Origin of the sequence: Micromonospora sp. NPDC053740, from assembly GCF_040677775.1 — a bacterium.
Lineage (GTDB): Bacteria > Actinomycetota > Actinomycetes > Mycobacteriales > Micromonosporaceae > Micromonospora > Micromonospora alfalfae.
In genome coordinates this window covers 548,686-574,512 of sequence record NZ_JBFASO010000003.1, presented here as the reverse complement: position 1 = coordinate 574,512, position 25,827 = coordinate 548,686, and the positions used below count along the sequence as shown (strand labels likewise).

Below are 25,827 nucleotides of genomic sequence, written 5' to 3'. Positions count from 1 at the left end.
GTCAGATCCCCCCTGTCAGTCGCCGAAGACGACGACGCGCCTGCCATGACTCGGGCCCGCTCCGACGGTGGCCCCCGCGATCGGACGGCCGGCGGGTACCGCGCGATCGCGTCCCCAGCCTCGGATCTCCTCGATCTGCTCCGGGTTCGTCCGACTCAGCGGGGACATGTTGACGAATATGTCCACCACGAACTCGGGCCGGAGGTTCGCGGCGCCACCGTTGAGGTGCACCTCCTCACCGACCTCGTGCAGCGCCGACTCGAGATCCGACCCGGCGAAGCCCTCGGACAGGCCGACCAACTTGTCGACCAGTTCGGTGGCGGGCTCCTGACCGACGTAGCGGCGGTAGTACATGTTGATGATCTCCTCACGATCGTCGGCATCAGGAAGGTCCACGAAGAACAATTCGTCGAACCGACCCTTGCGCAGCAGCTCCGGCGGCAGTGAGCGGACGTCGTTCGAGGTGGCGACCACGAAAACCCGATGCCGGGACTCCTGCAGCCAGAACAAGAACTGGCCGATCAGCCGGCGGCTCACGCCGGTGGTGTCGTTCTGCCCGGCCAGGCCCTTCTCGATCTCGTCGATCCACAGCACGCACGGTGCCACCCGGTCCGCGGTGTCCAGCGCCTCGCGAAAACGGGTCTCCGACTGGCCCACGTACTGGCCCATGATCGCGGCCAGGTCGAGCCGGTAGAGCGGCAACCGCCACTCCGCCGAGATCGCCTTGGCCGAGAGCGACTTGCCGCAGCCGGGGACTCCGACCAGCAGGACGCCACGAGGCGGACGGAGCTCCGTTCCGCGGAGGTCTGCCGCCATGACCTTCTGCTTCTTGCGCAGCCAGGTGCGGAGGTTCGTCAAGCCGCCCACCTGACGATCCGAGTCCCTGAGCTTGACCCGCTCCAGACCGGACAGCGAGCTGAAGTGCTTGTCCTTGAACTCGGCCAGATGCCCGACGTCGTCCCTCCCCACCGAGCCCTTGGCGACGAGGGTGGCCATCACGTTGACCGCTGTGCCTTCCGGCACTCCGACCAGGAACTCCGCGGCCCGCCGGGCGTCGTTCTCGGTCCATGCGATGGGCACGATGCCGTGATGGTCGCGAAGGAACTCGACGATGACGTCGTACATCTCGTCGGCGTCCGGCAGGTCCAACGCCACGCTCATGCCGAGCCGTTCCAAACCGCTCCACAGCGGCGTGTCGGTGATGATGATCATGCTGCCTGAGTTGGCGTCCGCCAGTCGGGCCAGCTCGGCGACGTGCCGAGCTGCGGTGTTGTCGTCACTCAGGTTCTCTGGATCCACGAACACGACCGTGGCCTGCGCACGAGTGGTGAACTGCTGGGCGGCGAAATCCATCGCGCCGGTCAGCGACTTGTCCTCCGCGACCGACGAGTTGGTGCGCAGGTCGCGCAGACCGGTGGCTCGGGTGTAGACCCAGAACGGGAGGTTGGACCGCTTGGGGACCGCCGCGACCTGCCGGACCAGGCGGAGGGCCCGGACCTGTTCGATGCTGTGTACGCCGATCAGCGGGACGCGCGCGGAGATGTAGCTGTCGAGGTCCCTCAGCGATTCGGCATAGTTCGACATGGGTCTTCCTTCTCGGGACGGTCAATCGACGATGACGCGGCGTCGCGGCGTCGCCAGCGGGTCGGCGGCCCAGGCGTCACGCGCGACGTGGCCGTTGGAACGTTCGGTCACTGCTGTCAGCGGGTTGCCGCGGATGGTGCGCAGCCGGGCCTCGACCGCAGCCCGGGGCGCTCCCGACCGACGTAAACGCTCGACCGACTCGTCCAGCTGCCGCTGGCCGCTGCGGATCTGGGCGTCGACCATCTCGGTGAGCCTGGCCCGTACCTCCTCAGGCAGGGCCTGCGCGCCCGCCAGCGCCCGGATCGAGACGAGTGACCACCGCGCGTGGTTCAGCGCCCTGGCCGCCGCGAACTCGTCCGGGTTGCCGAGCTCCCGGGTCAGCGCTTCGCTCCAGGTCTTCAGCCGCCGTACGAGCGCATCGAAGATCCGACCGCTGAGCCGCTCCCAGCTGTCCGCATGGAAGTCCGCCGGTTCGAGCGCCGGCAGGATCGCCGGCTCCAACGACTCGCCCGCACCCCACCGCTCGAGGAAATCGGCCCACGCGGCGTAATGTCCGCCTTGGACGTACATCGATCAGTCCGACCGGTGTCGCTGGACGTAGATCTCGCCGGGCGGCAGCGGCTCCCACGACGGCAGGCCTTGCACCATGTGCCGTCGCCGGTCGGTCCGATGCTCTACTGGGGTGCTGGCCTGCTGTGCCCACGGCACTACGACCGCTGCGTCGCCGTTTTCATTCCGGGCGTCGCCCTCGCTGGCAGACATGGTCAGGCTCCTGTCGCTACGCGTCGTTCGTACGGGGTCGGGGCGTTGCCCAACTGGGCAAGGTCGGCAATCAGCGTCCGTACCTCCGGCTCTCGGGTGTCGGCATCGCGGTAGGCGGTGGTCCAGTCGAGGAGCTCGGCACCGGCCCCTCGCAGCTGGGCAATCGAATCCTGCTTTCCGCGCTCGACCAGGGCCCTGGCATCCTGCTGACGCTTCGCCGCCGTCTGCGCCTTACCGTTCAGAACCAAGAACCAGATGCCACCGCCGATCAGCGCGGCGAAGACCCACACCAGGGCGAGGGCAGACGAAACTCCCGCGCAGAGGAGACCAAAGAGAACGGCCGCGCCGATGACCACGCCGGGTACGACAGCCTCCTTGCGCCAGTTGAAGGTCATGCTGTCGATGAAGGGCCGCCCGTGTCGGTCCCAATGCTCGGCCAGCGATCGCTCCAGGTGCTCGATCGGGTCGGTGAAGGACCCGGTCCACCGGGGCAGGTTGAAGACGACGCCGGCACCGGTGTGGTTGCCCTCGAAGACGGCCTCCACGTCAGTGGGAAGCCCGAGCCGGTAGTCGCGGCTGAACGCTGCGTGCGCCCGGCCGAACCAGTCGTGGCAGGACGAGACGGCCATTCGTTGGGTGGCGCGAGACACCCCGATCTTGCTGGGATTCAGTGCCGATTCCGACTGGATGGTCAGGTAGTCCAACCTGGTCTCCAGGGCGACCAGGTCGTTCGGCAGGTCCCGTTGCGAGGCGGCCATGTCGCCGTCGTTGCGGATGATCGCCTGGTTCAGCGCGTGCTCGCGGCGCAGCGGAAGCTCCTCGTCGTCGAACTCGGCGACGAGCCGGTCGAGAATGTCGTCGACCGCGTCCTCGATGCGATCCTGGCTCGGGTGCTCCTCGGCGGCCATTGCCGTGTACTTCGTGATCAGTGAGCCGTGCGCGTTGGCATGCGCGAGTGCGCGATCCAGCGCCGGCCACTGAGGTGACACCGCGGACAGGCGCGGGAACGATGCCTGAGAGGAGCCGCCGACGTGGACATCCACCTCACCGCGCCAGCGGTTCACCTGGGCCTGCTGCTTGGCGTCGTCGTTCAGCAGTTGGGCACGCCAGGAGTTGAGGCGTTCCTGCACCAGCTCCAGGCCAGCCGGCCCGAACGCGCCCTGCGACACGCACTCCAGAATCATCGCGAAGTCGCGGCCCAGCGTGTTCGGGTCCAGGGCGGCGAGGTACTGCCGCAGCCAGCGCACCGAGGCTTCCCGCCGGCCCTGCCGGCGCAGCACGAGGGCCAGGAACAGCGACGTACGACTCGGCGACCGACCATAGCCCGTCTGGATTGCCCGGTCGCACAACTCCCGGTCGTCCTCGGCCCAGGCGCCCAGGGCGACCAGCACCGGCGCCAACCAGTAGCGCGGAGTCTGCACCATCAGCTGCTCGCTGACGCTGCGCACGGTCTCCTGAGAGACCAGACCGGAGTCGAAACCCTGAAGGACGCCGGTGGCGAAGCGCCGGACCAACTTGTAGTGGCCGAACTGGTTCTCCAGCTGTGCCTCGACGATGCCGGTCCTGGTCTCGGCGCGCTGCACGTTGGCGGTGCGCTGCGCGATCATGACGAAGGTCTCGAAGTCGGCGGCGAGCTTCTGTAGCCGGTCGCGGGTCTCCTCAGTACGTTGGCCGACCTGGGAGACCTGGTTGCTGACCTGCGTGAGCCCCTGATCCAGCTGCACGACCATGCCCGCGACGTGGTCGACCTTGTTACGCAAGGTGTAATCGATATCGCTCATGGCACTCCTTACGGCTAGGCGACGACCGTGCCGTCTACAAGAACGGGGATGGTCTGGCCGCTCGCATAGACCTCGACGTAGTCGTAGGCACCGGAACGCACAAGGGTCCGCGCCTCCGCGAACTGCGGCGGCACGGTGTCCGCCCGGGTGTAGTGCTCGACGATCGACTGCCACAGGTCGAGGCGGTGGTCGACGTACGGTGGACCAAGGTGGCACTGTGCGAAGAGGCCCAGCGGGACGTCGCCGTACTCGCGCTCGTACTCGTCGCGGATCCACCGGCCGAGCTCGGCGCGCATCGCCGGGTCCAAGCTGGTGTCGATGCGATGGATCGCCTCAAAGATCCCCGCGTGCCGGGGCTTGCGAACGTTGCGCTGCGCCGGCCGCAGCAGGCCCTGCTCATTTGACGAGGCCGCCAGCCCCGAATCCAGATGCGATTCAAGGCGCCGCCGCTCTGTGAATTCCATAGTCTCCCGACCATGTGACCCGACTCATGAATGGTGCCCGAACAACGGGAGCGTAACCGCAGACCGACGTCCCACGCCAGACTCCATGTCCACCAGGCCGAGACGCTTTACGGCAATTTGACGGCACCAAGGTTCAACGCGCCCGACGGATCGTTCCATCAATAACGATGATCGAGGATTCAGGCTGACCGAACGTCCATAGTGGTTCTCCCTATCGTCTGGAGAGGCTGGGCGATCGCCCCGCCGGACGCCGATGAGCCTGCCACGGCAGGAGGTTGGGGATCCCGTCGTTGTGCGGAATCTCGCTCACAAGATGTCGATCTTGAATGGGCCCGTGTCGCTCGGAAATCGCATCCTTGTCGAAGTGAAGAGCACCGTGTAAGACTGCACCGGCCCCGGCAGGCATTCGCGGAGGTCAAATGATGGAGGAATTCCTACGTGCGGACGAGATACTCGACCGACGCGATCTGGTATCGCCGGAGTTGCGCGGCGACAACGCATACCGTTTCGGCGTCACCTGTGGCCGTCCCTTGTTGTATTCGGTGCCGCCGGCCGCGTTACCGCAACCGCTTCGCAGTCGCGCCGAGGCGAGCGGCAATGCATACACCGGCGCGATGTTCAGCTTCGACCTCGACGAGGCGCCGCCCGGCCACCGGTACGCCGCCGCCCGCTTCACCGTCGAGCTCGACGACGATCGGGTGATCGCCGCCACCGTGCACGGCGACGGCGGCCAGTTCGGGCTGACTCTCGACGACGCTTCGAGCCCGCTGTCCGCCGAGACCCGCGGCGCGGTGGGCGGCCTACTGCGCCGCCTGATCGTGCGAATCGACCGGCCGAGTGCGCGAACGATCGGCACCCAGAGTCACCGCTTCGGTTGGGTCTACACGGGCCAACGATCGGCGCCGATCCTGCCGCGCACCTACGGTGTGCACGCGCTGCTGGAGTCCCCACCCGGTGTCCCCTCACTACACGGCGCACTCGCGGTGGACGTGGATCTGGCGGGTCCGGGCCGACGTCGTGCATCCCTGGCCGATCGGGTGCCGTTCAGCGTGACGATGCCCCAGGTTCAGGGACCGGGCCAGCGTTCCGCTGCCGTACGGCTGTGCATGGCGGCGGATGTGGCCGGGTACAGCCGGCATGGCAACGCGGTGGCGGAGAGGTTGCAGCGCGACCTGGTGTCGGTGCTGGCCGCGGCCCGGCGGGCGGCCGGGATCGACGAGCATGCCGTGACGCCGCAACCGCAGGGAGACGGGCAGTTCACCGTGCTACCGATCGGCATTGACGAGTCGGTGGTCATTCCGCGGCTCGTTCGGGGCCTGGCCGAGGCCCTCGCCACCCGTGAAACCGGCGGTTCCACCGGCCCGATGCGGTTACGGTTCGCGCTGCACCGTGGGCTAGTCAAAGAGGCCGACAACGGCTGGGTCGGACGGGCCGCGGTGGCCGTACACCGGCTCTTGGACTCGCTCCCGCTCCGCACGGCTCTGACCGACCACCCGCAGGCCGGGTTCGTCCTGGCCGTGCCGGACGTGCTCTTCCTGGACGTGATCGCGCACAGCGAGGAACCACCCGCGCCCAGCGAGTTCACGTCCGTGACCGTCGAGCTGCCCGCGAAGGGCTTCCAGGAACGGGCCTGGCTGTACGTCGCAGAGTCGGAGAAGACCGCATGAACACCGTGTACGCACTGATCGTCGGCATCGACTCGTACCTCGCGGTTTCTCCGCTGCGCGGCTGCCGTAGGGACGCTGCCGCGATGCTGGGTGCGCTGCGAGTGCGTACCCACGGTTCGAGCACCCTTTCCGAGCTGGAGTTGTACGACCGAAAGGCGACTCGTGCAGCGATCATCGACGGCCTGCGGCACCACCTGACCCTGGCCGGCCCGGGTGACACGGCACTGTTCTACTTCGCCGGGCACGGCTCGACCTCCCCGGTGCCCCCGGAACTCTGGCACCTGGAAAGCATGGCGATGTCACAGACCCTGGTCTGCGCGGACAGCCGGCATGACGGTGTTCCGGACCTGTGGGACAAGGAACTGTCCGTCTTGCTGGACCAGGTCGCCGAGAACGGTTGCCACGTCGCCGTGGTGCTGGATTCGTGTCATTCCGACGGCGCCACCCGCGGGTCGGACCCGCTCGTCCGGAACCGCTCCGTGCCGCCCGGCCCGGCGCCTCGCGCCGAGACGCTGCTGCCCGAACTCTCGGCGGGATACGACAACCTACCGGAGCGCACCCGGCACATCGCCCTGGCCGCTTGCCGGTCCACCGAATACGCCCGCGAGATGCCGGACGCCGAAGGTGTGCCGCGCGGCGTCTTCACGGTGGCCCTGCTGCGGGCACTGGCCGAACTCGGCCCGGCGGCCACCTACCGGGAAGTGCTGGGCGATGCCCAGTGCGCGGTCGAGGATCGTGTGCTGCACCAGCGCCCGCAGTTGTCAGGCGCGCCGAGGCTGGCCGATCAGCCGTTTCTCGGTGGCGACGTCACCACACCCGCGTCCGCTATGGTCATGCGGCACGTGCGCGACGCCTGGGAGATCGACGTAGGCCACTGCCATGGTCTACCCTCCGCCGATGGCGGGGAGTTGCGGGTCGGGGTGAGCGGAAGCCGGCCGGTGCGACTGGCCGAGGTGGTCTCCGTGCACGCCGAGCGGAGCACTGTGCAGCCGGTGGGCTGGGTCCCGGACGCGACCCGGCAGTACCCGGTCGTGGTGACGGATCTGCCGCAGCCACTGGCCACGGCGGACATCTCCTACGACCGGGCATCCTCCGACACCGCCGGAGCGATCACCGAGTTGCTCAGGGCGTCGCCTTTCGTCCGCATGGCCGACCCGCTCAGCGCCGTACGCGCCGACCTGAGTGTCCGGGTGGCGGGGCCCGGCCTGGTGATGGTGTGCACGTCAGAGGGCGACAGAGTGGCCGACGACATCACCGGTGTGCCTGCGGACTGCGCCCGCCGGACCGTCGCCACCCTTGAGCACATCGCCCGGTGGCGAGAGGTGAAGGCGTTGAGTAACCCACGGTCCGCGCTCGCCGGGGCGGTCCGGATCCAGGTCGTCGAGGCGTTGCCGGGTGAGAAGACCGCGCCGCTCGCCCGGGCCGCCCTGCGCCCCGACGACGAGGGCGTGATCCGGCTCGCGTATCACTCCGCCCGGCCGCCGACCGTGTTCCTGCGTCTGCGGAATACGTCGGAACAGCCGCTCTACTGCGTCCTTCTCGACCTCACCGACTCGTACCGGATCCACGCCGGACTGTTTCCAGGTGCCTTCGTAGCGCCGGGGCACAGCGGCGCGGCGTTGGAGGGACGGCCGGTACAGATGCGCCTGCCGGCCGGAGTGGCCGCGGCGCCCGGCGCCTCGGTTCGCGACTGGATCAAGCTGATCGTGGCGGAGGAGGAGTTCAGTTGCCGGCCGTTCGAGCTGGGCCGGCTGGACGCCCGCGTACCCGCCACCGAACGGGGGCCCGTGGGGCTGGGCGGCATACTGGACCGGCTGGGCCGGATCGCCGTGCACCGCGACGCGGGCTCGGCCGAGCCGCACGCGGCGTACGACTGGAGCACGGCCATGGTGCGCATCCGCACCTCCGTCGATGATTGACGTCCCGCATCTCGGCGAGGAGGCCCTCGACCGCTACGCCGAGAGCGGCGACCCAACCGAGCTCGACGCCGCCATCGGACACCTTCAGGCGGCGCTGGATTCGGATCCCGGCCACGAGTCCGCGCTGTGGTGGGCGCACTGCCTCGGCCTCGCGTATGCGGAACGCGGTGATCGTGCGGACGCGGTCGCCGACCACGACCGGGCCGACGCCCTCGCCGACTACGACCGCGCCGTCGCCCTGCTGACGGAGGTGGTGGCGTCGCTGGACCGGGGTTCGGATCGCGACGTGGACGTCGTGGTCCTGATCGATGCCTGGTGGGAGCGGACGCGGATATCCGGCCACGGCGCGGAACACGCGGCGGCAGTCATCGGAAGCCTCTCGGCTGAGTTGACCGACGAGACGCTCGCGGCGTATGCCCGGGTCGTTCAGGGCCTGGCTCTGCTGGCGGTCTATGACGAGACCGAGCATCGCCCCGACCTGAAGACCGCGGTCGGTGTCCTCTCGGCCGCGCTGGAATCACTCACGCCGGAGGCGCCGCGGTACATCGAGGCCTCGGCCTGGCTGTGCCTGGCCCTGCGGCAGCTCGACGACCTCAACAGGTCGATCGACGTGGGCCGACGAGCTGCGGACAGGGCCGCGCCCGACGATCCGAGTCTGCCGCTCCTGATCGAATTCCTTGCTGAGTCGTATCAGGATCGCTGGGACGACGGCGAGACCGATCCGGAGGACCTGGGTCAAGCGATCGTTTACTGGCAGCGCCTCATCGAGGTGGAGCCGACCGACAACGCCCTGACCGAGTGCGGACGCCTGATGAGGGAACGGGCCGAACGTGGCCAGGACATGGCGGACGCCCGCGAGGCGGTCCGGTTGCTCGAGCTCGCGGTGCGGATGGACGCGGACGACGTTCGCTGGTTTCAGCTTGCCAGGGCGTGCCATGCCGGCTGGAAGATCGGCCGGGATCGCAGCCTGCTGGAACGAGCGGTGCACGCCGCCGACCAGGCGGTGGCCGAGCACGACGCGACCGATGATCTGTCGCTCTGGCTGCACCTGCAGCGAATCACTGTGTGGAACGCCCAGGTCGAGGACGAGGCGGAGCGACTACCGACCCAGGCGCCGCCGAGCGCCGAAGGCATGGGCCGGTGCGTCGCCGAGGCCCGGGCCGCCTGGGAGGCGGCCGGTGACCGGGCCGATCCCGACACGAGCGCGATGCTGGCGACAATGCTCGCTCTCGGCGAGATGCAGGGCGGTCGCACCGACCTGGGATCGGTCGACATCGATCGCGTCGCTTTCCTCGCGGCGCTCGGTCGAACGGTGACCGATCCTCCCGCCGGGTGGACGGGAATTCTCGACAGCCTGGACGCCGGTGTGCAGTTCGTCTTGGATGCGCAGAGGGGCGGGCAGCGCGACGGCGGGTTGACACCGCTGATCGACGCCCTCAATGCCCCGGGCATCGACGCTGAAACACAGGCAATGGTCGACCAGCTGATGCCGGTCGTGCTTTTCGGCAACGCGAGCCGCAGCGGTGACCGGCGCGTGATGCAGGCCGCGCTGAACCGGATGCTCACCGCCGGCCTGGTCGACCCGGACAGCGCCGTGCTCGCTCGCGTGCTGGATCTGATGGACCGGACCCAACACGGCGAGAACGTGGCCGGCGAGGTGCGACGGCTGGCGGCCGAGCTGCGGGAGAGCCCTCCGTCCCACACCGCCCAGCAGGCGGTCGCGATACCGCTTCGGATGTTGCAGGGGGTCTACGACGGCATGTCCGGGCATGGTCGGGCGGTGGACCGCACCCCTCTCCCGCACGTCAGCGGCCTGGAAGCCGGCATGGTCATCGGCGGTGCGTTAGCGGAGGTCTTCGGTCCCTTCTCCGCCGCGGTGACCCGGCATGACCTGGCCGCGTTGCGCGAATGCGCCGCCCGGTTCGCCGAGATCGCCGCGGCCGCATCGGAGGACGACACGATGCAGTTCGTCGTCACGCTGCTGGCCGGTGTGGCCGAACTGGCCGTCGTGCGCAACGACCGTACCGATCAGGACGCCGCCACGCGGGCCACGGAGTGGCTCGCACGCGGCGAGGCGATCGCCGGCGGACCGCAGCACCCGAGTTGGGCGACCGCGGCGATGAGCCACGGCGAGGCGATGCGGAGCACGCCAAAGCCGGATCTGACCCGCTCGCGGGAGCTCGGCATGTCGGCGATGCGAGGTTTCGCCTGGCAGGTGCTGCTGCAGTCCGGCACCGACGACGCGGTCGCCGTGGCCGCGCAGGCCTCGGCTGAGGCGATGAAGGTCGCGGCATGGTGCCGGGCGGACGGCGCGTACGACGATCTGGTGACGGCCCTGGACGCCGGGCGTGGCCTCGTCCTGCACGCCGCCACGGCGTCTCGCACGGTCGCCGACCGCCTCGTCGACGCGGGCCGGGAGGACCTGGCGGAACGGTGGCGTGAGTCGGCCGGGTTCGGCCGGGACGCCCGCACCGGTGCCTCGCTCAACGCGCTGTCGGACGGGCCGGAAGTGCCGGACGATCTGCGGACCCTCGTGTTGCATGCGCTCGGCGCGCACGACCCGGTGCGCGGCGGACCGTTCACGCCGGTACGACCTCCGGAGATCCGACGAGCGCTGACCGAGGTGCGCGCGGACGCGTTGGTGTACCTCGTTCCGGCCGCCCTGGACCAGCCCGGAGCGGCGGTCTTCGTCCCGGTGTCCGGAGATGTCGCCACCGTGATCCTGCCCGACCTGGTGACCGGCCCATCCTCGATGGTGTCCCGGCTCGCTGCGGCCGCCCAACGCGACGCCGGTGAGGTCGGCGCGCAGGTCACGGCCTCGTCCGGCCCGTCCGTCGACGACGTGTGCCGCTGGGCATGGTCGGTGGCGATCGGACCGGTGTTACGGCATGCCGAACGCTGGCAGCTGGGTCGCCCGGTACGCCTGGTCCTGGTGCCGATGGGGCTGCTCGCCACGGTCCCGTGGCACGGCGCCTTCCGGCAGGACGGGCAGGGCCGGCACTGGGCGGTGGAACGCGCCGTTTTCTCCTACGCGGTCTCTGCGCGCTCCCTGTGCACCTCGTCGACGTTCCCGCAACGCCCGATGCGCAGCGTCCTGGTGATTGGTGACCCCGGAGGTGACCTCTCGTACGCAGGACTCGAGGCCCGGGCGATCCGCGACGCCTTCTACCCTGGCTGCACCTACCTTGGCCGTCCGGCCGGAACCGGAACACCGTCCGAGGTCCTGGACTGGATCGCCGCCGCGGCGCCTGGCCCGTCGCTGCTGCACTTCGCCTGTCACGGCCGCGTCGACCCGCGCAGCCCGGCGGACGCGCATCTGGTCCTGGCCGGCGGCATGCTCACCGCCCGGCGTCTGCTGGACGCCTCCAGGACTGCCGAACTGGTCATGGAACGGGTCTTCCTCGCCGCCTGCACGACGGGCGTGACCGGTGCCGATCACGACGAGGCCTTCAGCCTCTCCACGGCCTTCCTGGCGGCCGGCGCCCGTACCGTGTTCGGCTCTCTGTGGTCCGTACCCGACGCCGAGACCTCGATGCTGATGTTCCTGGTGCATCACTTCCTGAATGCGGAAGCCTGCGCACCGGCGGATGCACTGCACCGTGCGCAGCTGTGGATGCTGGACCCTTCGCGTCGGCCGCCACCGGGCATGCCAGCCGATCTAGCGGCACACTGCGAGAGCCCCGCCCTGGCCGACCCGGCGTCCTGGGCGGCGTTCCACCACATGGGTCGCTAACGGCCCTGGTGCGTGAAACCCGCCCAGGCCGCGACGTCGTCGCTGTCCAGTGCGGCGACCCGGGTGGCGAGGTGTGGCGGCATGGTGGGCGGCGGTGTGCGTTCGGGATTGAGCATCCAGAGCTGGGCGCGGTGCAGGGCATCCACCGGACGCAACCGGTCGACACGCAGATAGTGGTGCACGAGGAACATCATCAGCGAGGTGGCGCCGTCCGGCACCGGCCACAGAGAGCCGAACACGGTACGGGCGCCGGCCGCCAGGAAGGCCGTGGAAAGGCTGAACGACTCGTCGTACGCGCCGCTCGGGACGTTCGTGGTGCAGGCAGCCAACGCCACCACGCCGATCGTGCCGCTCCTACGGGTCTCCAGGACCTGCCGGGCCGGCAGCCGCCGGCCGCCGGCGAGCACGAGATAGGAGCCGTCGATCCCCTCGGTCACCTGGCCGTGGCAGGCCAGATGCAGCACGGAACGGGAGCCCTCGGTACGCCGCAGCCACTCCATCACCGCCGCCGGGGTGGCGTCGGTCTCGCCGAGCAGGTCGGCCTCCGGATAGAAGGCCGTGCGGATCGCCTCCGCCTCGGCGCGTGCGTCCGGCAGGTCCAGGGTCGGGTCACCGACCACGAGCCCACCCGCATCCACCGGCACGCTGGAGCGCCAGGCGTTCTGACACAGCAGGCGGGCGGACGGCGCGTACGAGAAGACCGCCTGCTCGACCGCCCGGGAGCCGTGCCGATCACGCGCGGCGTGCCAGGGCACGGCGGCCAGCCGGGCCATCGGGATCAGGACCACCCGCGCGGGCCGCCCCAGCCGCCACCGTCGTAACTCGATGAGCAGCGGACCGACGGCGGCGGTCCACGCCCAGTCGCAGAGGTCGTTGAGGGAGCTGCGCCAATCCTGGTCCTCCTCGGGATCCAGGCCCTCGACGCCGCCCGCGTCCCTGACGCCCAACCGCCTGACGTGTCGTTCGACGGCACCGGACACCTCGGTCAGCCGTGGCAGCGTCAGGTGGTAGGGCCGGTCGCCGGACGGCACCAGCAGCGCCCCGCCCAGGCCGGTCTCGCCGCCGGGTAGGAGGTAGACGAGCACGTCGACGTCGAGGGCGACCAGAGCCCGCCGGATTTCCTCGCCGGGCGGCGGGTCCAGCACCTCGGGCACCGATGCCTCGGACAGCGGTCCGCCGGTCAGCGCGGTCAGCACCTCCCGACGCAGGTCGGCGTCCTCCGGGTCACGTTTCCACCGGTGCAGCAGGTCGTGCCGATCCAGGCCCCGCAGACGGCTGGGAATGTCCATGGCGACCGTCGCCGCGTACAGCATCAAGCAGCGCCCGGAGTCGAGAGCGGCGGCCGCGCCGGCGTGGTCGCCGTCGACGATGCACCAGCGCGCCACCTCGACGGCATCGGTCGAGGCATCCCGGGCGGCGGTGGCGGCGTCGGCCGTGCCGGCCTGGAGCAGCACGCTCCAGGCGTGCCCGCGCAGAGCCCGCTGACCCCAGGCTCGGCCCTCGGCCCGCCGCCCGGCCAGCCGATAGGCGATACCTAACGCGGTCGCGGTCGGGGCCCACAGTGGGTGACCAGGATGCGCCGCGGACCGTTTGGCCTCCTCGAGCCGGAGCAGGGCCTCGTCCAGTGCGGCCCGGCCAGCGCCAAGCTGGAACTGTGCGCACAGCATCCGGCCCAGCGTGCTGAGGATCATCACGCGGTGCGGGTAGTCGGCGGGCGCGACGCTGGCCGCCTCGCGCAGGATCCGCACCCCACGCTCGATGCCGGCCGGATCCTGGTTGTCGAGCGCAGGGCCGAGCACCCGCATGGCCGAGGTGAGCAACCGGAACGCCCGCTCGGAGTCGGACAGTCCGACGGCCGAGGCGTCGGCGCCTGTCAGGTTGGCGATGAGGTTGCGCAGCGAGACGGCGGCCGGGTCATTGGCCGGCAGCCGATCGACGACCTCGGCCATCTGGTCCACCGTCTCGAAAGCCCTGGTCATGTTGCCGCTCTGTGCCTGCTGCATGCCCTCAGCCCCGAGCAGCATCGCCTCGGCCATCAGCTGTTGCTGCGGACCGAGGTCCCCGCGGGCGAGCATCTCGCGGGCGTACTCCGCCGCCTGCCTGGCGTCGTGGAGGTTGCCGTCCTGGCCGCGCTTGACGGCGAGGGCGATCCGCAGAGACGTCAGGAGGCTGCCGTACTGGCTGTCCGGGGGCACCAGGTCCTGCACCCCGTCGAGGCGCCGCAGGGCGTCAGCACGGTCGTACGCCGGGTCGTCGACCAGCGCTGCCACGGCATCCACCATCACCTGCAGCATGTCGGCGGTGTGCGGGAGGGCCGGATCATCGCCGGCCTCGTCGATCATGCGGCGGATCCGCGGCTGATCGAACGGCTGGCCAAGAACCGCCGCCTGCATCTGCCGTACGACAAGCGACCGGGCGACCAGCCCGCGGTAGGGGCCGTCGTAACGGCTCGCTGCCAGGTCGGCCAGCGCCCCCGTCAGGGTCGCCGGGTCGTGGTCCCGTTCGAACCGCAGGCCGCGAGCGTACGCACGGGTCAGCACGTGCGCATCGGTCGGCCGGTTGGCCGGATCGGTGAGCTGTTCGATCACCAGGTCGAGGTCCTCGGCGGTCAGGTTGGCGAGGAGCGGGATCGCGGCGAGAGGATCGGAGACGAGCACAAAGGCTGACGGTAGTGCCTCGATCACCGCAGGTGCACCTGCGGTTGGTTCAGGATGTCCGGACGAAGAGCTACTGCTGATGGTCCTCGTTGTCGTAGGCGCGCAGACCATCGACGTCCGTCACCGTGACCCGTTTGTAGCCGGTTCGAAGCAGCCCGGCGGACCGCAGCGTGCGCAGTGCCCTCTGCACCGTGTCCTCGGCGGCGCCGATCAGGGTGGCGAGCTCCGGCTGTGACATCGGCACGCCGATCAGGATCCCGTCGCCGTTGTCGGTCCCGCACGTCACGGCCAGCTCGGCCAGCACCCGGGCCAGACGCACATCGACGGGGTATGCGGTGAAGTCGGCCCGCCGCGTGTTGGCCCAGCGCAGCCGGCGCCCGACCGCCGCGGTGACCTCGTGGGCGACCGCCGGCCGCCGTTGCAGAAAGGCCAGGAACACCGCACGTGTCACCACCGTCGACACCACCTCACCGCAGGCCGTGACGGTGGCGGACCGGTCCGAGCCGGTTACCGCAGCCAATTCCCCGACCAGGTCACCCGGTAGGCGTACGGCAAGCAGTTGCTCCAGGCCGCTGACGGTGGTGGTGACCTTGACGAAGCCGCGCTGGATCAGCTCGACGTGGTCGTCCTGACCACCCTCGGTGAAGATCCGGCTATTGGCCGGGATGGTCCTGGTGGTGCCCAGACCCAGCAGTTCCTGGCGGGGCGCCGCGTCGAGCCGGTCCAGGAAAGAGCCCGCAGTCCATGCCATGACCCTCATTGGACACACGGCGGTGGCGGTAGGCAAACTGATCCCCCGCCGTGCTCCTCGTCGGTGTGGCGAACCAGATGCCCGGGGTCGCGGATGCGTCCATCGGAGTGTGCTGCGGCATGCGGTACGCGCCTCAGATCAGCTCGACCCCTACCGTGGCCCGTCATGGCTCCCGCCTGCCGGCCGGGTGGTCGGAGGCTCCATCGGATGGCTGACTGCCAGCCGGCGGCTGGGCTGCGATCACCCGATCTGCTGCCGCCAGGGCGGCCAGGGCCTCGGCGCTGCCCGGTTCAGGTGTGCCGACCAGAAGTTGCTGACCGGGAGCGTCGCGGACGTCGAATGTCTGGTAGGTCAGCTGGACCTGTCCCGCCTCGGGGTGGTTGATGACCTTGAACATGCGGGTCAGGCCCCGCACTGTCTGGTCCGCCCAGAGGGTGCGGAACGCTGGCGAGTCGCGTTGCAGGTCGGCCACGAGCGCCCGGATTTGGGGATCTTCCGGAAAGCGACCGGCGTTGAGTCGCAGGGCGTGTACGACGTTCTCGGTCAGGGACGGCCAGTCGGGGAAGACGGCGCGGGCCTGCGGATGCTGGAACAGCACCCGGACCATGTTGGTCGGGCCGGTGAACGGGGACAGCAGGGCAGCCGCCACGCTGTTGGTGGCCAGCACCTCGAATGCGGGACTGAGCACGTAGGCGGCGGCGGTGGGGAAGGCGTCCAGCAGCCGCAGCAGCGCCGGGTGCACGGAGTCCCGGGAGTTGTCCGGGCCGAGGCGAGGGTGGAGCCCGGCGAGCCGGAAGAGATGGCGGCGCGCGTCCGGGTCGAGGTGCAGGGCCCGACCGATCGCGTCGAGCAGCGGTGCGGAGGGGTTGCGCTCCCGGCCCTGTTCGAGGCGGGCGTAGTAGTCGGCGCTCACCCCGGCCAGGATTGCGAGCTCCTCGCGGCGCAGTCCGGGTACCCGGCGGTCGCCGCCGCTGGGCAGTCCGACTTCTTTGGGGTCGACTCGTCCGCGACTGGCCCGGAGGAATTCCCCGAGCCGGTTTGAATCGGGCATGCCGATCAGCCTAAGACGTCGGACCACCGTCGCCGGCCGGTCCGCCGGTTGGCGTGATCGGCACATCGAGGGCTTACGGGACAGAGCTTGCCTGAACCGAGTTAACCGGACACGGTGCCGGGGTGTGGCGCACCCCGGAAACCTCGCCCTTCCAGGGCCCGCGTACCGGCCGGATCGTTGAGCTGCGGCGCTCGGGCAGCGGGCCCGAAGTGCAACAGGAGGATCAATGGGAAACAGTGCCGGCTCGAAGATCATTCTCATCACCGGTTCGAGCAGTGGTATCGGTGCGGCGACCGCCCGCCGGCTGGCCGCCGATGGTCATCACGTCGTGCTCGGCGCCCGACGCGTCGACCGGCTCGCCGCGCTCGTCGACGAACTGCGCGACGCTGGCGGCACCGCCGACCACCATGAGCTGGACGTCACGAGCCGCGACAGCGTGCTCTCCTTCGTCGAGGGCGCCCACGAACGGCACGGTCGCATCGACGTGCTGGTGAACAATGCCGGCGTGATGGCCCTGTCGACCCTCGACACGCTGCGGGTGGACGAGTGGGACCAGATGATCGAGGTGAACCTGCGCGGCACCCTGTACGGCATCGCCGCCGCGTTGCCGTTGATGCGCGCCCGCGGCGCGGGGCACATCATCAACATCGGCTCCACCGCCGCGTACCGCGTCGACCCGACGGCTGCGGTCTACTGCGCCACCAAGTACGCGGTACGGGCACTGACCGAGGGATTGCGCCAGGAGAGCCAGGACATCCGGGTGACCCTGGTGAGCCCCGGCTACACCCACTCGGAACTCACCGAGCGGGGTGGCGACCCTCGGGTGCGGGCTGCCGTCCACGCGGCGGCCGAAGAGCTGGGAATGCCGGCCTCGGCGGTCGCTGACGCGATCGCCCATGCGATCGCCCAGCCGGGCAGCGTCGACGTCAACGAGATCATCATGCGGTCAACCGTGCAGGGCTGACCGCGCATCACGAGGAGTGCACCCATGAGCGAAGCGCTTGAGATGACGACGTTCCGGCTCGTCCCCGGCCTGACCGGCGCCGACTTCGTCAACGCCAACGAAGACATCAACGACTACCTGCGGCGTCAGCCCGGCTTCCGGTGGCGTCGGATCATGCAGGACGACGACGGCACCATCACCGACATCGTCGCGTGGGACTCCGCCGCGGACGGCCGGCGCAGCGCCTCGGGGATCATGACGGAGATGGCCGACTCCCCGGTGCACGCCACCATCGACCAGGCCACTGTCGACTTCCGGATCGTCCCGGTGTTGCAGCACACCAGTTGACCTCGATCTGCCGGGACCGCCCTGATGGACGACGAGTCCGCGACCTGGCGCCGGGAGCCGACGTAGATATCCTCTTCAAGTGCCGGCCCGTGTGGAGATCGTTGACACGGGGCCGGCACTGCGAAGGGACTATCGACATGCCCCGTGTGGTACCGGCACTCAACCGCGCACTCGACGTCCTCGAACTGTTCCTGGACTGCCCCCAACTGTCGGCCCGCCAGGTGATGGAGCGGCTCGACCTGCCCCGCACCACGGTCCACGAACTGCTCGTCACGCTTGAGGCTCGCTCGTACCTGATCTCCGTACCGGGTCAGCCGGTGCAGTATCGGCTCGGCATGCCGCTGTTCCAACTGGGCGCGGCGTTCGCGGGCCGGCTTGATCTGGTACGTGAGGCGCAGGGCGTCGCACGGGACGTGGCCGCCGCGTGCGACGAGGCGGTTCATGTGGCGGTACGCGACGGCGCCGATGTCATCTACCTGGTGAAGTTCGACAGCACCCACCCCGTTCGGATGGTTTCCGGGGTCGGGCTGCGGCTGCCCGCCCACTGCACGGCGGTCGGCAAGGTACTGCTGTCGGCCCTCGATCAGGCGGACCTGGACGCCGTCCTGCAAAAGGAACCCCTGCCGGGCATGACGCCGGACAGCATCACCGACCCGGACCTTCTTCGTGAGCAGCTTGAACGTGTCCGGGTGGAGGGCGTCGCTGTCGACGTTGGCGAGTCGGACAGCGCGATGCGCTGCGTCGCCGCGGCGATCCGGGACCATACCGGTGCCGTCATCGCTGGGATGAGCCTGTCCGCGCCGATCATTCGCTGGACGCCTCAGGTGCAGGTGGAGTGGACCGGGCTGGTTCGCGAGGGCGCGGCCGAGTTGTCGGCTCGGATGGGTCACCGGGCGCAGCCTCGTTAGTCAACCTCCCGCTTTCGGCTCGAAACAACATCGAAACATTGACATCGCTCTCCACGCTGCCTTAGCGTCGCGACCACTCGATCCGGTATATCGAACCTGGTTCGAAATCTCGAACGGCGGTGGTCCCGTGACCCGACCGAACTGGAACGTCAGCGCTGCTTCCTCGGCCCGGTCGTCGATCGCCTCGACCTCGTCGCGCTACCCGGCGAGCGACACGCGGATTCTCTCGCGCGGCCCACACGGACGCCAAGGCAGGACGACGGTGAACGGCGGCACGAACGAGCCCGCCGGCACCGTGGCAACCCGACGCATTTCGACAACGAGCACGCGAACGCGCTGATCGATGGGGGCGACGCGTCTCTGGTCGCCGTCATGGACACGCCTGGAGCACGAGCATCGCGGTGTTCGTCAGACAGGCCTTCGGCGTGCAGAGGTGCGGAGACTTCAAGGAGGCGAATGTTCATGGAGATCAAACCGGCATGGTCCCGGCGCGGCTTTCTGGGGATGGGAGTGGGGGTGCTCGGCGCGGCCGGTCTGGCCGCATGCGGGGGCGAGTCCGAATCGCCCAGCAAGGTGCAGCCGGAGGTTCCGCAGGAGCTGATCGACGCCGCGGCGGCGATGAAGGGCTCCTCGATGGGCATGCTGTCGCAGAAGCTGTACTCGACGGCGGCTAACGAAGCCCTCGACAGCTCGATCAAGAAGTTCGCCGACACCACCGGAACGAAGATCGAGAACAGTCTGGTCCAGGCCGACGCCGGTGACGTGGTGGCCAAGATCGACGCCGAGGTCAAGGGCGGGGTGGCCCGTGACCTGGCGTTCATGACCGACTCGCGGTTCGTCGCGCAGTTCCAGGCGCTGGGCGACCTGGAGGACGTGACGGACGTCGTCAAGGCGCTGACCGCCAAGTACGGCGAGCCCTGCGCCGAGGCCAAGAACTTCTGCGTCTTCGACGGCAAGTGGTTCGCCATCCCGTACCACTTCATCGGGATCGGGTCGTTCCTGCGCAAGGACTGGATGCAGGACAAGGGCATCACCCCGAAGGACATCTACAGCTGGGAGGAGCTGCGGGACCTGTGCCTGGAGATCTCCGATCCGGGCAAGCGCCGGTTCGGCTGGGGCATGACTGTGAACCGGTCCGGTGACGGCAACGGCATGATCGAGGCGCTGATCAACGCCTACGGCGGGTCGATCGCCGCCAACGACGGCCGGAAGGTCACCTTCAACAGCCCGGAGACGGTGCAGGCGGTGACGTTCCTGGGCGACATCTACACCAACCCCAAGTACAAGCCGATGCTGCCGCCGGGGATCGCGAGCTGGACCGACACCAGCAACAACGAGAACTGGCTCGCCGGGATCCTCGGTTACACCCGCAACCAGTTCAGCGTCTACGCGGACTCCAGGACCAAGAAGAACCCGGTGCACGAGAACACCCACGTGTTCTCCGACTGCATCGGGCCGGCGACCGACAACCCGCTGCTGCTCGGCCAGTCGCAGGGCTTCGTCGTCTTCAAGGGTGCCAAGAACCCGGCGCTCGCCAAGCTCCTGGCTCAGTACCTGGTCAGCGCACCAGCGCTGCTCGGTGTGGCGAAGGAGGCACCAGGCCTGGTGATGCCCGCCTGGGAGAAGGTCTGGGATGCCGACCCGTTCTTCACCAGCGGCGACCCGGCGTTCCCCATGCTGCGCAAGATCACTGAATTGAAGCTGCCGCTGAACACGAAGAACGGCCTGGCCTTCCCGCAGAAGGCCAGCGCGGGCCAGCAAGCGGTGGGGTCGGCCTACGTCCTCACCGACATGATGCAGCAGGTAGTGCAGGGAACGGCGCCGGCGCAGGCCGTGACGGCCGCCCACGCGAAGATGGTGCAGATCTTCAACCAGCAGGGGCTGCCGCAGTGAGGTCAGTCCGTCCTGCGCGGGTCCCGGCGGCGAGGAAATCCTCGCCGTCGGGGCCCGGCTCCCTCACCGCGGTTCAGCGGCGGCTGGGTCGCGATTGGCGACTCGCGGCGCTGTTCCTGGCGCCGATGGCAGTGCTGGTCGGCGGGCTCGTTCTCGTGCCGATCGCCCGGTCGATCATCACCAGCACCACGGAACGGCACGGGCAGGACAGCGTCTTCGTCGGCCTGGACAACTACCTCGCGCTCGTCGGCGACGACCAGTTCCACACCGGCGTGGTGAACTCGTTCGTCTTCACCGCGTACGCCGAGGTCTTCAAGGTCGTGCTGGGGTTGGCCGCGGCCCTGCTGCTGCACCATCGCCGTCGTGGCCGGGCCGTGCTGGCCGGGCTGCTCCTGGTGCCGTGGGTGGTGCCGACGGTGGTGACGGCGTTCAGCTGGCGCGCGCTGCTCGACCCGATCTTCGGCAGCGTCAACACGCTGCTCACCGCCACCGGGATCGGGCCGCTGCTGGCCAGCGCGCACCTCGTCGACAGTTGGCCCGCGGGCTGGCTGTCCGACCCGTCACTGGCCATGCCGTCGGTGATCCTCGTCAACGTCTGGAAGGGAGTGCCGTTCTTCACCGTGTGTTTCCTCGCGGGGTTGAAGGCCATCCCAGCGGACCTCTACGAGGCGGCGACAATCGACGGCGCCTCGTCGTGGCAGCGGTTCAAGAGCGTGACGCTGCCCGGACTGCGCCACGTGATCACCGTGACGGTGACCCTGTCGTCGATCTGGACGTTCAACAACTTCGACCTCGTCTGGTTGCTGACCCAGGGCGGCCCTGGCGACGTGACAGCGCCGTACGTGCTCATCGCCTACTCGAAGGCCATCCTGCAACTCCAGTACGGCGCGGGCGCGGCGGTCACGCTCGTCATGCTGCCGATCATCGGCGGGCTGGTGTTCGTCCTGGTCCGGTTGTTGCGCCAGGACACCAACATCAAACTGCCCCGGCGACGCCGGACAGCGCAGTGGATCGGCGCACGGCGGTGGGCCGCGACGGTGCGGAAGGCGCTTCCGTGGGCAGTCGCCGCACTGGTCACCGGTCTGCTGGCCTGGGCGTCACCGCAGATCTTCTGGAAGGCGGCGGTGGTCCTCGGTGTGATTCTGCTGATCGCGGCGGGGGTCGGCCGGGTGGTCTCGACCCTCCAGTCCCGAGGTGGTCGCCGGTCGTCGTCAGTGGTGTCGGGCCTGGGTTCCTGGGCCGCGCTGGCCGGCCTGCTCTTCTTCGTGCTCGGCCCGCTGTACTGGATCGCCGTCACGGCCTTCAAGTCCGAGGGCCAGGTCGTCATGCGTACCGACGACCTGTGGCCGACGCCATGGACGCTTGAGCAGTTTGGCGCCCTGTTCGACAACCAGCCGTTCGGCCGCTGGTATCTCAACACCCTGCTGGTGTCGGCGGCGTCGACCGCTGTGGCACTGGTCTGCGCCGCCCTGGCGGGCTACGCGCTGGCCCGGCTGCGGTTCCGTGGGGCGCAGGGCTTCACCGTCACTGTGCTGCTCACCTACGTGATGCCGGGCGCGCTGCTGTTCATCCCGCTGTACCAGATGCTCATCGGCGCCCGGCTCACCGACTCGTTGTGGTCCCTTGTGGTGACGTACCCGACCTTCACGCTGCCGTTCGCCACCTGGCTGCTGGTGGGGTACTTCTCGTCGATCCCCATCGAGTTGGAGGAGGCCGCGCTTGTCGACGGTTGCAGCCGCATCCAGGCGTTCGGCCGGGTGGTGCTGCCGCTGGCCAAGCCAGGGCTGCTGGCGGTTGCGCTCTTCACCCTGACCAACGCCTGGAACGAGTTCCTCTTCGCATTCGTGTTCATCACGAAGGACGAGTACAAGACGCTCCCGGTGGGGATGCAGTCGATGATCGCCGGGGACGTCGTGCCGCAGGGACAACTCGCCGCGGCGTCGCTGCTCGTCAGCATCCCTGTAGTGATCATGTACGCCCTCGGGCAGCGTTTCCTGACCGAAGGGCTCACCGCAGGCGCGGTGAAGGGCTGATTGGGGGCAGCCTGTCGCTCGCGCTACCAGGCCATGTTGATGGCCCGCTCGAAGTTGACGTAACCGGCGCGGGCGAACGCCCTTGCCATGGGTACGTTGCCCAGGTCGGTGGCCGCGCGGATGCGTGGGACCCCCTCGGCGGCCAGCGTTCGGGTGCCTTCGGCGAGAAGGCAGTCGACGTACCCGTGGCCCCGGTGCTCCGGAACGACGCCGAGGTAGGCGATCACCGGGTGGTAGGCGTTGCGGGCGGGAACGACGAACCCGACGGGCTCGCCGTTCTCGCCCAACGTGCCGACGCGCCACCACTCACGAGGGCTGGAGTACGTGGAGAGTTCCCGCTCGTAGTGCTTGAGCGCGGCCTCGTGGGGCGACATCTGTGCCAGGTCGGTACGGCTGTGCGCGTCCAGGGTCCCGTCCAGGGCACGGGTCATCAGCGCGACCAGTTCGTCGGCGTCAAGGGCCGGGCGGAAGGCCAGTCGCCGGTCGGGCGTGGGCAGGCCGGCCGCGGGGCGCCACTCCAGGCGTAGGCGTTCGACAGTCAGCCGGGCGCCGGTGCTCTCCAGGACGCCCATCCTGGTACGCACCGCCCGGTACGTGTCCGGGTTCTCGCGCCAGTCCGCCGGGATGAACCGGCCGTATTCGGGAGGGACCGCGCCGGGGGCCAGGACCTGCTTCGCGGCGGTCCGGTACAACGCCTGTGCCACCTCGGTCAGGTCCTCGGCGGTGTCGTCGACGTCGAGAATGTCCAGCAGTAGCGGGGTGTCGTCGCCGCTGCGGCCCCACCAGGCGACCCTGGCCAGCAGTCGGTCGCCGCGCACCGCCACCCACATCCACTCCGGTCGGCGGCGCTTGTCGGCAAGGTCGTCGTCGAGCTCGTGATTGATGGTGTACGGCAGGCGGTTGAACAGGGCGATCTCGTCCGGTCCGGTGATCGGACGGATCGTGACGGTGTCAGGGGACGTACTCATGCTGACTCGTTTCCGGTCGGTGTGCGCGTGTAGGTGAGGAAGAGAGCGCCACTGTCCAGGACTGTGTGGTCGGTCAGGCGCCAGGCGCGTGGTGCGAAGACGGCGTCGCGGCCGAAGAGCGGGATGCCGGCGCCAATCGTCAACGGGGCAAGCTTGATGATCAGCTGGTCGATCTCGGGGTAGAGGGCACCGGCCAGCGCGCCGCCGCCGATCACCCAGACGTCCCTGCCGTCGTGCCGCTTCAGCTCTCGTACCGTGGCGATGGGGTCCTGGCCGATGACCTCGACGGCCGGGTCCGGGCTGCTGCCCAGCGTGCGGGAGAACACCAGGTGGCGCAGGTGCGGGTACGCGTCGGTCACGCCGGCCTTCAGGCCCACCTCGTACGAGTGACGCCCTTCCAGCACGGTGTCGAACCGGCTGCCCTGGTCGGTGATGCCGAACGCCTGCCGGGCCGGACCGGGAAGGGTCTCCGGGTACTCGGCGACGAGGTGACGCAGGTAGTCGTCCGGGACGGGCCAGAACCCGCCGGGGCCGGTCGGGTCGGCGCCGTCGGGGCCGGCGATGAAGCCGTCCAGGGTGGCGGCGATGTAATACACGAGCTTGCGCACGACGATCTCCTCGTTCAGGCTGCCGGATGCTGTTCGGCGACGACGTCCGTCAGCCTGCCCGGCGAGGCACCGGGCTACAAGATCACAACTGGTAACGTGCCATAACCCTTCGCTAATGGGTGGATCGGGAACAGCACATGGAACTCCGCGACATCGAGATCTTTCTGGCCCTGGCGGAGGAACTGCACTTCACCCGCACCGCCGAGCGGCTGCACGTGACCCAGGCCCGGGTCAGCCAGGCGATCAAGAAGCAGGAACGCCGGATCGGCGCAGCGCTGTTCGAGCGGAACAACCGGCAGGTGAAACTCACGCCGATCGGCCAACGGCTCTTCGACGACATTCAGCCCATGTACCGAGGTCTGCACGAGGGCATGGACCGGGCCAGGCTCGCCGCCCGGGGCAAGACCGGGGTGCTGCGGGTCGGGTCGATCGCCGTCAACCTCCATGATTTCCGCGAGCTGTTCGACGGGTTCGCCAAGGAGCACAGTGAGTGCGAGGTGCAGATCCGGCATGTCGACTTCGGCGACCCCTTCGGTCGGCTGCGCGCCGGCGACATCGACGTGCAGATCGTGTGGCTGCCCGTCAAGGAACCGGACCTCACCGTCGGTCCGGTGATCTACACCGAACCCATAGTGCTCGCCGTCGGGGCGACCCACCGGCTGGCCGGCCGGAAATCGGTCTCCTACGAGGACCTGGCGGACGAGACGGTGATGGGCGGGGCCCGGCCGGACTACTGGCGGGAGATCCTGGTGCCAGTACGCACACCCAGCGGACGGTTGATCCCGATCGGCCCGTCGGTCTCCAACTTCCAGGAGATGATCCCGATCCTCGTCACTGGCGAAGCCGTCTCGCCCGTGCACGCCCAGGCTGCCCGCTACTACGCGCGGCCGGACATCGCCTACGTGCCCATCCACGACGCCCCGCCGGCCCGGTGGGGGCTGATCTGGCGTACCAGTGGCGAGACGGAACTCATCCGGTCGTTCGCCGGCATCGCGCAGGGTCGCCACTCCGTCGAATAGCCCGCCGCGTCGGCGGACCAAGTGACCAGAGCTTCGGCCTCACGTCCATGACCAGTGCCTTCCGCTACTCGGCGCTGGCCATGATCGCGCCGCTGACGGTGTCCACATACCACCGCTGGTACTGCTCAGTCGCCCATCCACGTTGCCGGACGAGCCAGTCGAAGTTGCGGACGTCCTGGGCCAACCAGAGGATGTCGGCCACCTGATCGGCGCCCAGATCGGGGCGTACGCCTCCCGTGCCGACGAGTTCGGCGGCGAACATGGCCATGCCCCGGCGGCGGTCGTCGACGTTCTTGCGCCAGATCTCGGCGACGTCCGGATCGGCCGTGGCCGCGCCGGCCAGCGCGAGCATCACCTGGGCCTGCCGGGCGTTGACCTCGGCCAGGTGGCGGGCGTAGCGGGCGAGCTTGGCCCGAGGGTCGGTGAGTGCGCGGATCTCGGCGACGAAGGGACGGTCCGGCAGGGCCACCGGTTCGTCGTCGCCGGCCAGGGTGACGTCGACCAGTTGGGAGAGCAGTTGCCGCTTGCTGCCGAACACCGCGTACAGGGTCTGGACCGCGACGCCGGCTTCCACAGCGACGGCGGTCAGCGGTGTGGCCGCGTAGCCCGGGTCGACGAACAGCCGACCAGCCGCTTCGAGGATGGCTCGCCGGGTCTGTCGGGCCTGCTCCTGCCGGCGGGAAGAGTCATAACGTCTCTTGACAACCACCTCTCAAGTGTAGTGCTCTATTGGATAGA

Annotated in this window: 19 protein-coding genes; 9 read left to right on the top strand and 10 right to left on the bottom strand. The window is 69.2% G+C overall.

Features of this window, described 5'->3' with window-relative positions:
* Positions 1 to 15: 15 nt before the first annotated feature.
* The 4 genes from AB0K35_RS11475 to AB0K35_RS11460 form a co-directional block, all read right to left on the bottom strand.
* On the bottom strand, positions 16 to 1,584 hold the full coding sequence (locus AB0K35_RS11475) for an AAA family ATPase (protein ID WP_363885019.1): 1,569 nt from the start codon (positions 1,582 to 1,584) through the stop codon (positions 16 to 18).
* A 21-nt stretch (positions 1,585 to 1,605) separates the two neighbouring features.
* Positions 1,606 to 2,154: a hypothetical protein gene (locus AB0K35_RS11470; protein ID WP_363885017.1), complete on the bottom strand. Its 549-nt coding sequence runs from the start codon at positions 2,152 to 2,154 to the stop codon at positions 1,606 to 1,608.
* A gap of 194 nt (positions 2,155 to 2,348) precedes the next feature.
* The gene (locus AB0K35_RS11465; RefSeq protein WP_363885015.1) at positions 2,349 to 4,127 is read right to left on the bottom strand and encodes a hypothetical protein; all 1,779 of its coding nucleotides are present in this window, start codon (positions 4,125 to 4,127) and stop codon (positions 2,349 to 2,351) included.
* 14 nt (positions 4,128 to 4,141) lie between these two features.
* A complete protein-coding gene (locus AB0K35_RS11460) occupies positions 4,142 to 4,591 on the bottom strand; it encodes a hypothetical protein (RefSeq protein ID WP_238672830.1) in 450 nt (149 codons plus the stop codon).
* 419 nt (positions 4,592 to 5,010) lie between these two features.
* On the opposite strand from AB0K35_RS11460, the gene AB0K35_RS11455 reads away from it, so the two are divergent.
* The 3 genes from AB0K35_RS11455 to AB0K35_RS11445 are packed head-to-tail and all read left to right on the top strand — an operon-like array spanning position 5,011 to position 11,910.
* Complete coding sequence (locus AB0K35_RS11455) at positions 5,011 to 6,258, top strand: hypothetical protein (protein WP_363885013.1); 1,248 nt, start codon at positions 5,011 to 5,013, stop codon at positions 6,256 to 6,258.
* Entirely contained in the window at positions 6,255 to 8,177 is a 1,923-nt protein-coding gene (locus AB0K35_RS11450; protein WP_363885011.1) for a caspase family protein, read from the top strand. The genes AB0K35_RS11455 and AB0K35_RS11450 overlap by 4 nt, the downstream gene beginning before the upstream one ends.
* Positions 8,170 to 11,910, top strand: a complete 3,741-nt coding sequence (locus tag AB0K35_RS11445; protein WP_363885009.1) for a CHAT domain-containing protein — start codon at positions 8,170 to 8,172, stop codon at positions 11,908 to 11,910. Before AB0K35_RS11450 ends, AB0K35_RS11445 begins: the two co-directional genes overlap by 8 nt.
* Here AB0K35_RS11445 and AB0K35_RS11440 read toward each other — a convergent pair.
* From AB0K35_RS11440 to AB0K35_RS11430, 3 genes are all read right to left on the bottom strand, one after another.
* The gene (locus AB0K35_RS11440; protein WP_363885007.1) at positions 11,907 to 14,567 is read right to left on the bottom strand and encodes a CHAT domain-containing protein; all 2,661 of its coding nucleotides are present in this window, start codon (positions 14,565 to 14,567) and stop codon (positions 11,907 to 11,909) included. The genes AB0K35_RS11445 and AB0K35_RS11440 overlap by 4 nt on opposite strands.
* Before the next feature lie 70 nt (positions 14,568 to 14,637).
* Positions 14,638 to 15,318, bottom strand: a complete 681-nt coding sequence (locus AB0K35_RS11435) for a Crp/Fnr family transcriptional regulator (protein WP_238672825.1) — start codon at positions 15,316 to 15,318, stop codon at positions 14,638 to 14,640.
* Between the two features lie 163 nt (positions 15,319 to 15,481).
* On the bottom strand, positions 15,482 to 16,369 hold the full coding sequence (locus AB0K35_RS11430) for a helix-turn-helix transcriptional regulator (protein ID WP_363885005.1): 888 nt from the start codon (positions 16,367 to 16,369) through the stop codon (positions 15,482 to 15,484).
* 226 nt (positions 16,370 to 16,595) lie between these two features.
* Here AB0K35_RS11430 and AB0K35_RS11425 point away from each other — a divergent pair, with 226 nt between their 5' ends.
* From AB0K35_RS11425 to AB0K35_RS11405, 5 genes are all read left to right on the top strand, one after another.
* Positions 16,596 to 17,333, top strand: coding sequence for an SDR family oxidoreductase (locus AB0K35_RS11425; RefSeq protein ID WP_363885003.1), 738 nt, complete (start codon positions 16,596 to 16,598; stop codon positions 17,331 to 17,333).
* Between the two features lie 24 nt (positions 17,334 to 17,357).
* Positions 17,358 to 17,660, top strand: a complete 303-nt coding sequence (locus tag AB0K35_RS11420; RefSeq protein WP_363885001.1) for a hypothetical protein — start codon at positions 17,358 to 17,360, stop codon at positions 17,658 to 17,660.
* A gap of 137 nt (positions 17,661 to 17,797) precedes the next feature.
* A complete protein-coding gene (locus AB0K35_RS11415; protein WP_357364733.1) occupies positions 17,798 to 18,568 on the top strand; it encodes an IclR family transcriptional regulator in 771 nt (256 codons plus the stop codon).
* Positions 18,569 to 19,030: 462 nt separating this feature from the next.
* Positions 19,031 to 20,461 (top strand): extracellular solute-binding protein, encoded by a 1,431-nt coding sequence (locus AB0K35_RS11410; RefSeq protein ID WP_357364731.1) that lies wholly within the window; start codon positions 19,031 to 19,033, stop codon positions 20,459 to 20,461.
* A 125-nt stretch (positions 20,462 to 20,586) separates the two neighbouring features.
* Complete coding sequence (locus tag AB0K35_RS11405; RefSeq protein ID WP_363884998.1) at positions 20,587 to 22,494, top strand: ABC transporter permease subunit; 1,908 nt, start codon at positions 20,587 to 20,589, stop codon at positions 22,492 to 22,494.
* Positions 22,495 to 22,517: 23 nt separating this feature from the next.
* Here the strand turns inward: AB0K35_RS11405 and AB0K35_RS11400 are convergent, their stop codons facing one another.
* On the bottom strand, positions 22,518 to 23,462 hold the full coding sequence (locus AB0K35_RS11400) for a GNAT family N-acetyltransferase (RefSeq protein WP_363884996.1): 945 nt from the start codon (positions 23,460 to 23,462) through the stop codon (positions 22,518 to 22,520).
* Complete coding sequence (locus AB0K35_RS11395) at positions 23,459 to 24,070, bottom strand: dihydrofolate reductase family protein (protein ID WP_238672817.1); 612 nt, start codon at positions 24,068 to 24,070, stop codon at positions 23,459 to 23,461. The genes AB0K35_RS11400 and AB0K35_RS11395 overlap by 4 nt, the downstream gene beginning before the upstream one ends.
* A 137-nt stretch (positions 24,071 to 24,207) precedes the next feature.
* Here AB0K35_RS11395 and AB0K35_RS11390 point away from each other — a divergent pair, with 137 nt between their 5' ends.
* Positions 24,208 to 25,089 carry a LysR family transcriptional regulator gene (locus tag AB0K35_RS11390; RefSeq protein ID WP_363884994.1) on the top strand — a complete coding sequence of 294 codons (882 nt, stop codon included), beginning with the start codon at positions 24,208 to 24,210 and terminating at the stop codon, positions 25,087 to 25,089.
* A gap of 64 nt (positions 25,090 to 25,153) precedes the next feature.
* Here the strand turns inward: AB0K35_RS11390 and AB0K35_RS11385 are convergent, their stop codons facing one another.
* Positions 25,154 to 25,798, bottom strand: a complete 645-nt coding sequence (locus tag AB0K35_RS11385; protein ID WP_363884992.1) for a TetR/AcrR family transcriptional regulator — start codon at positions 25,796 to 25,798, stop codon at positions 25,154 to 25,156.
* Between the last annotated feature and the right edge of the window lie 29 nt (positions 25,799 to 25,827).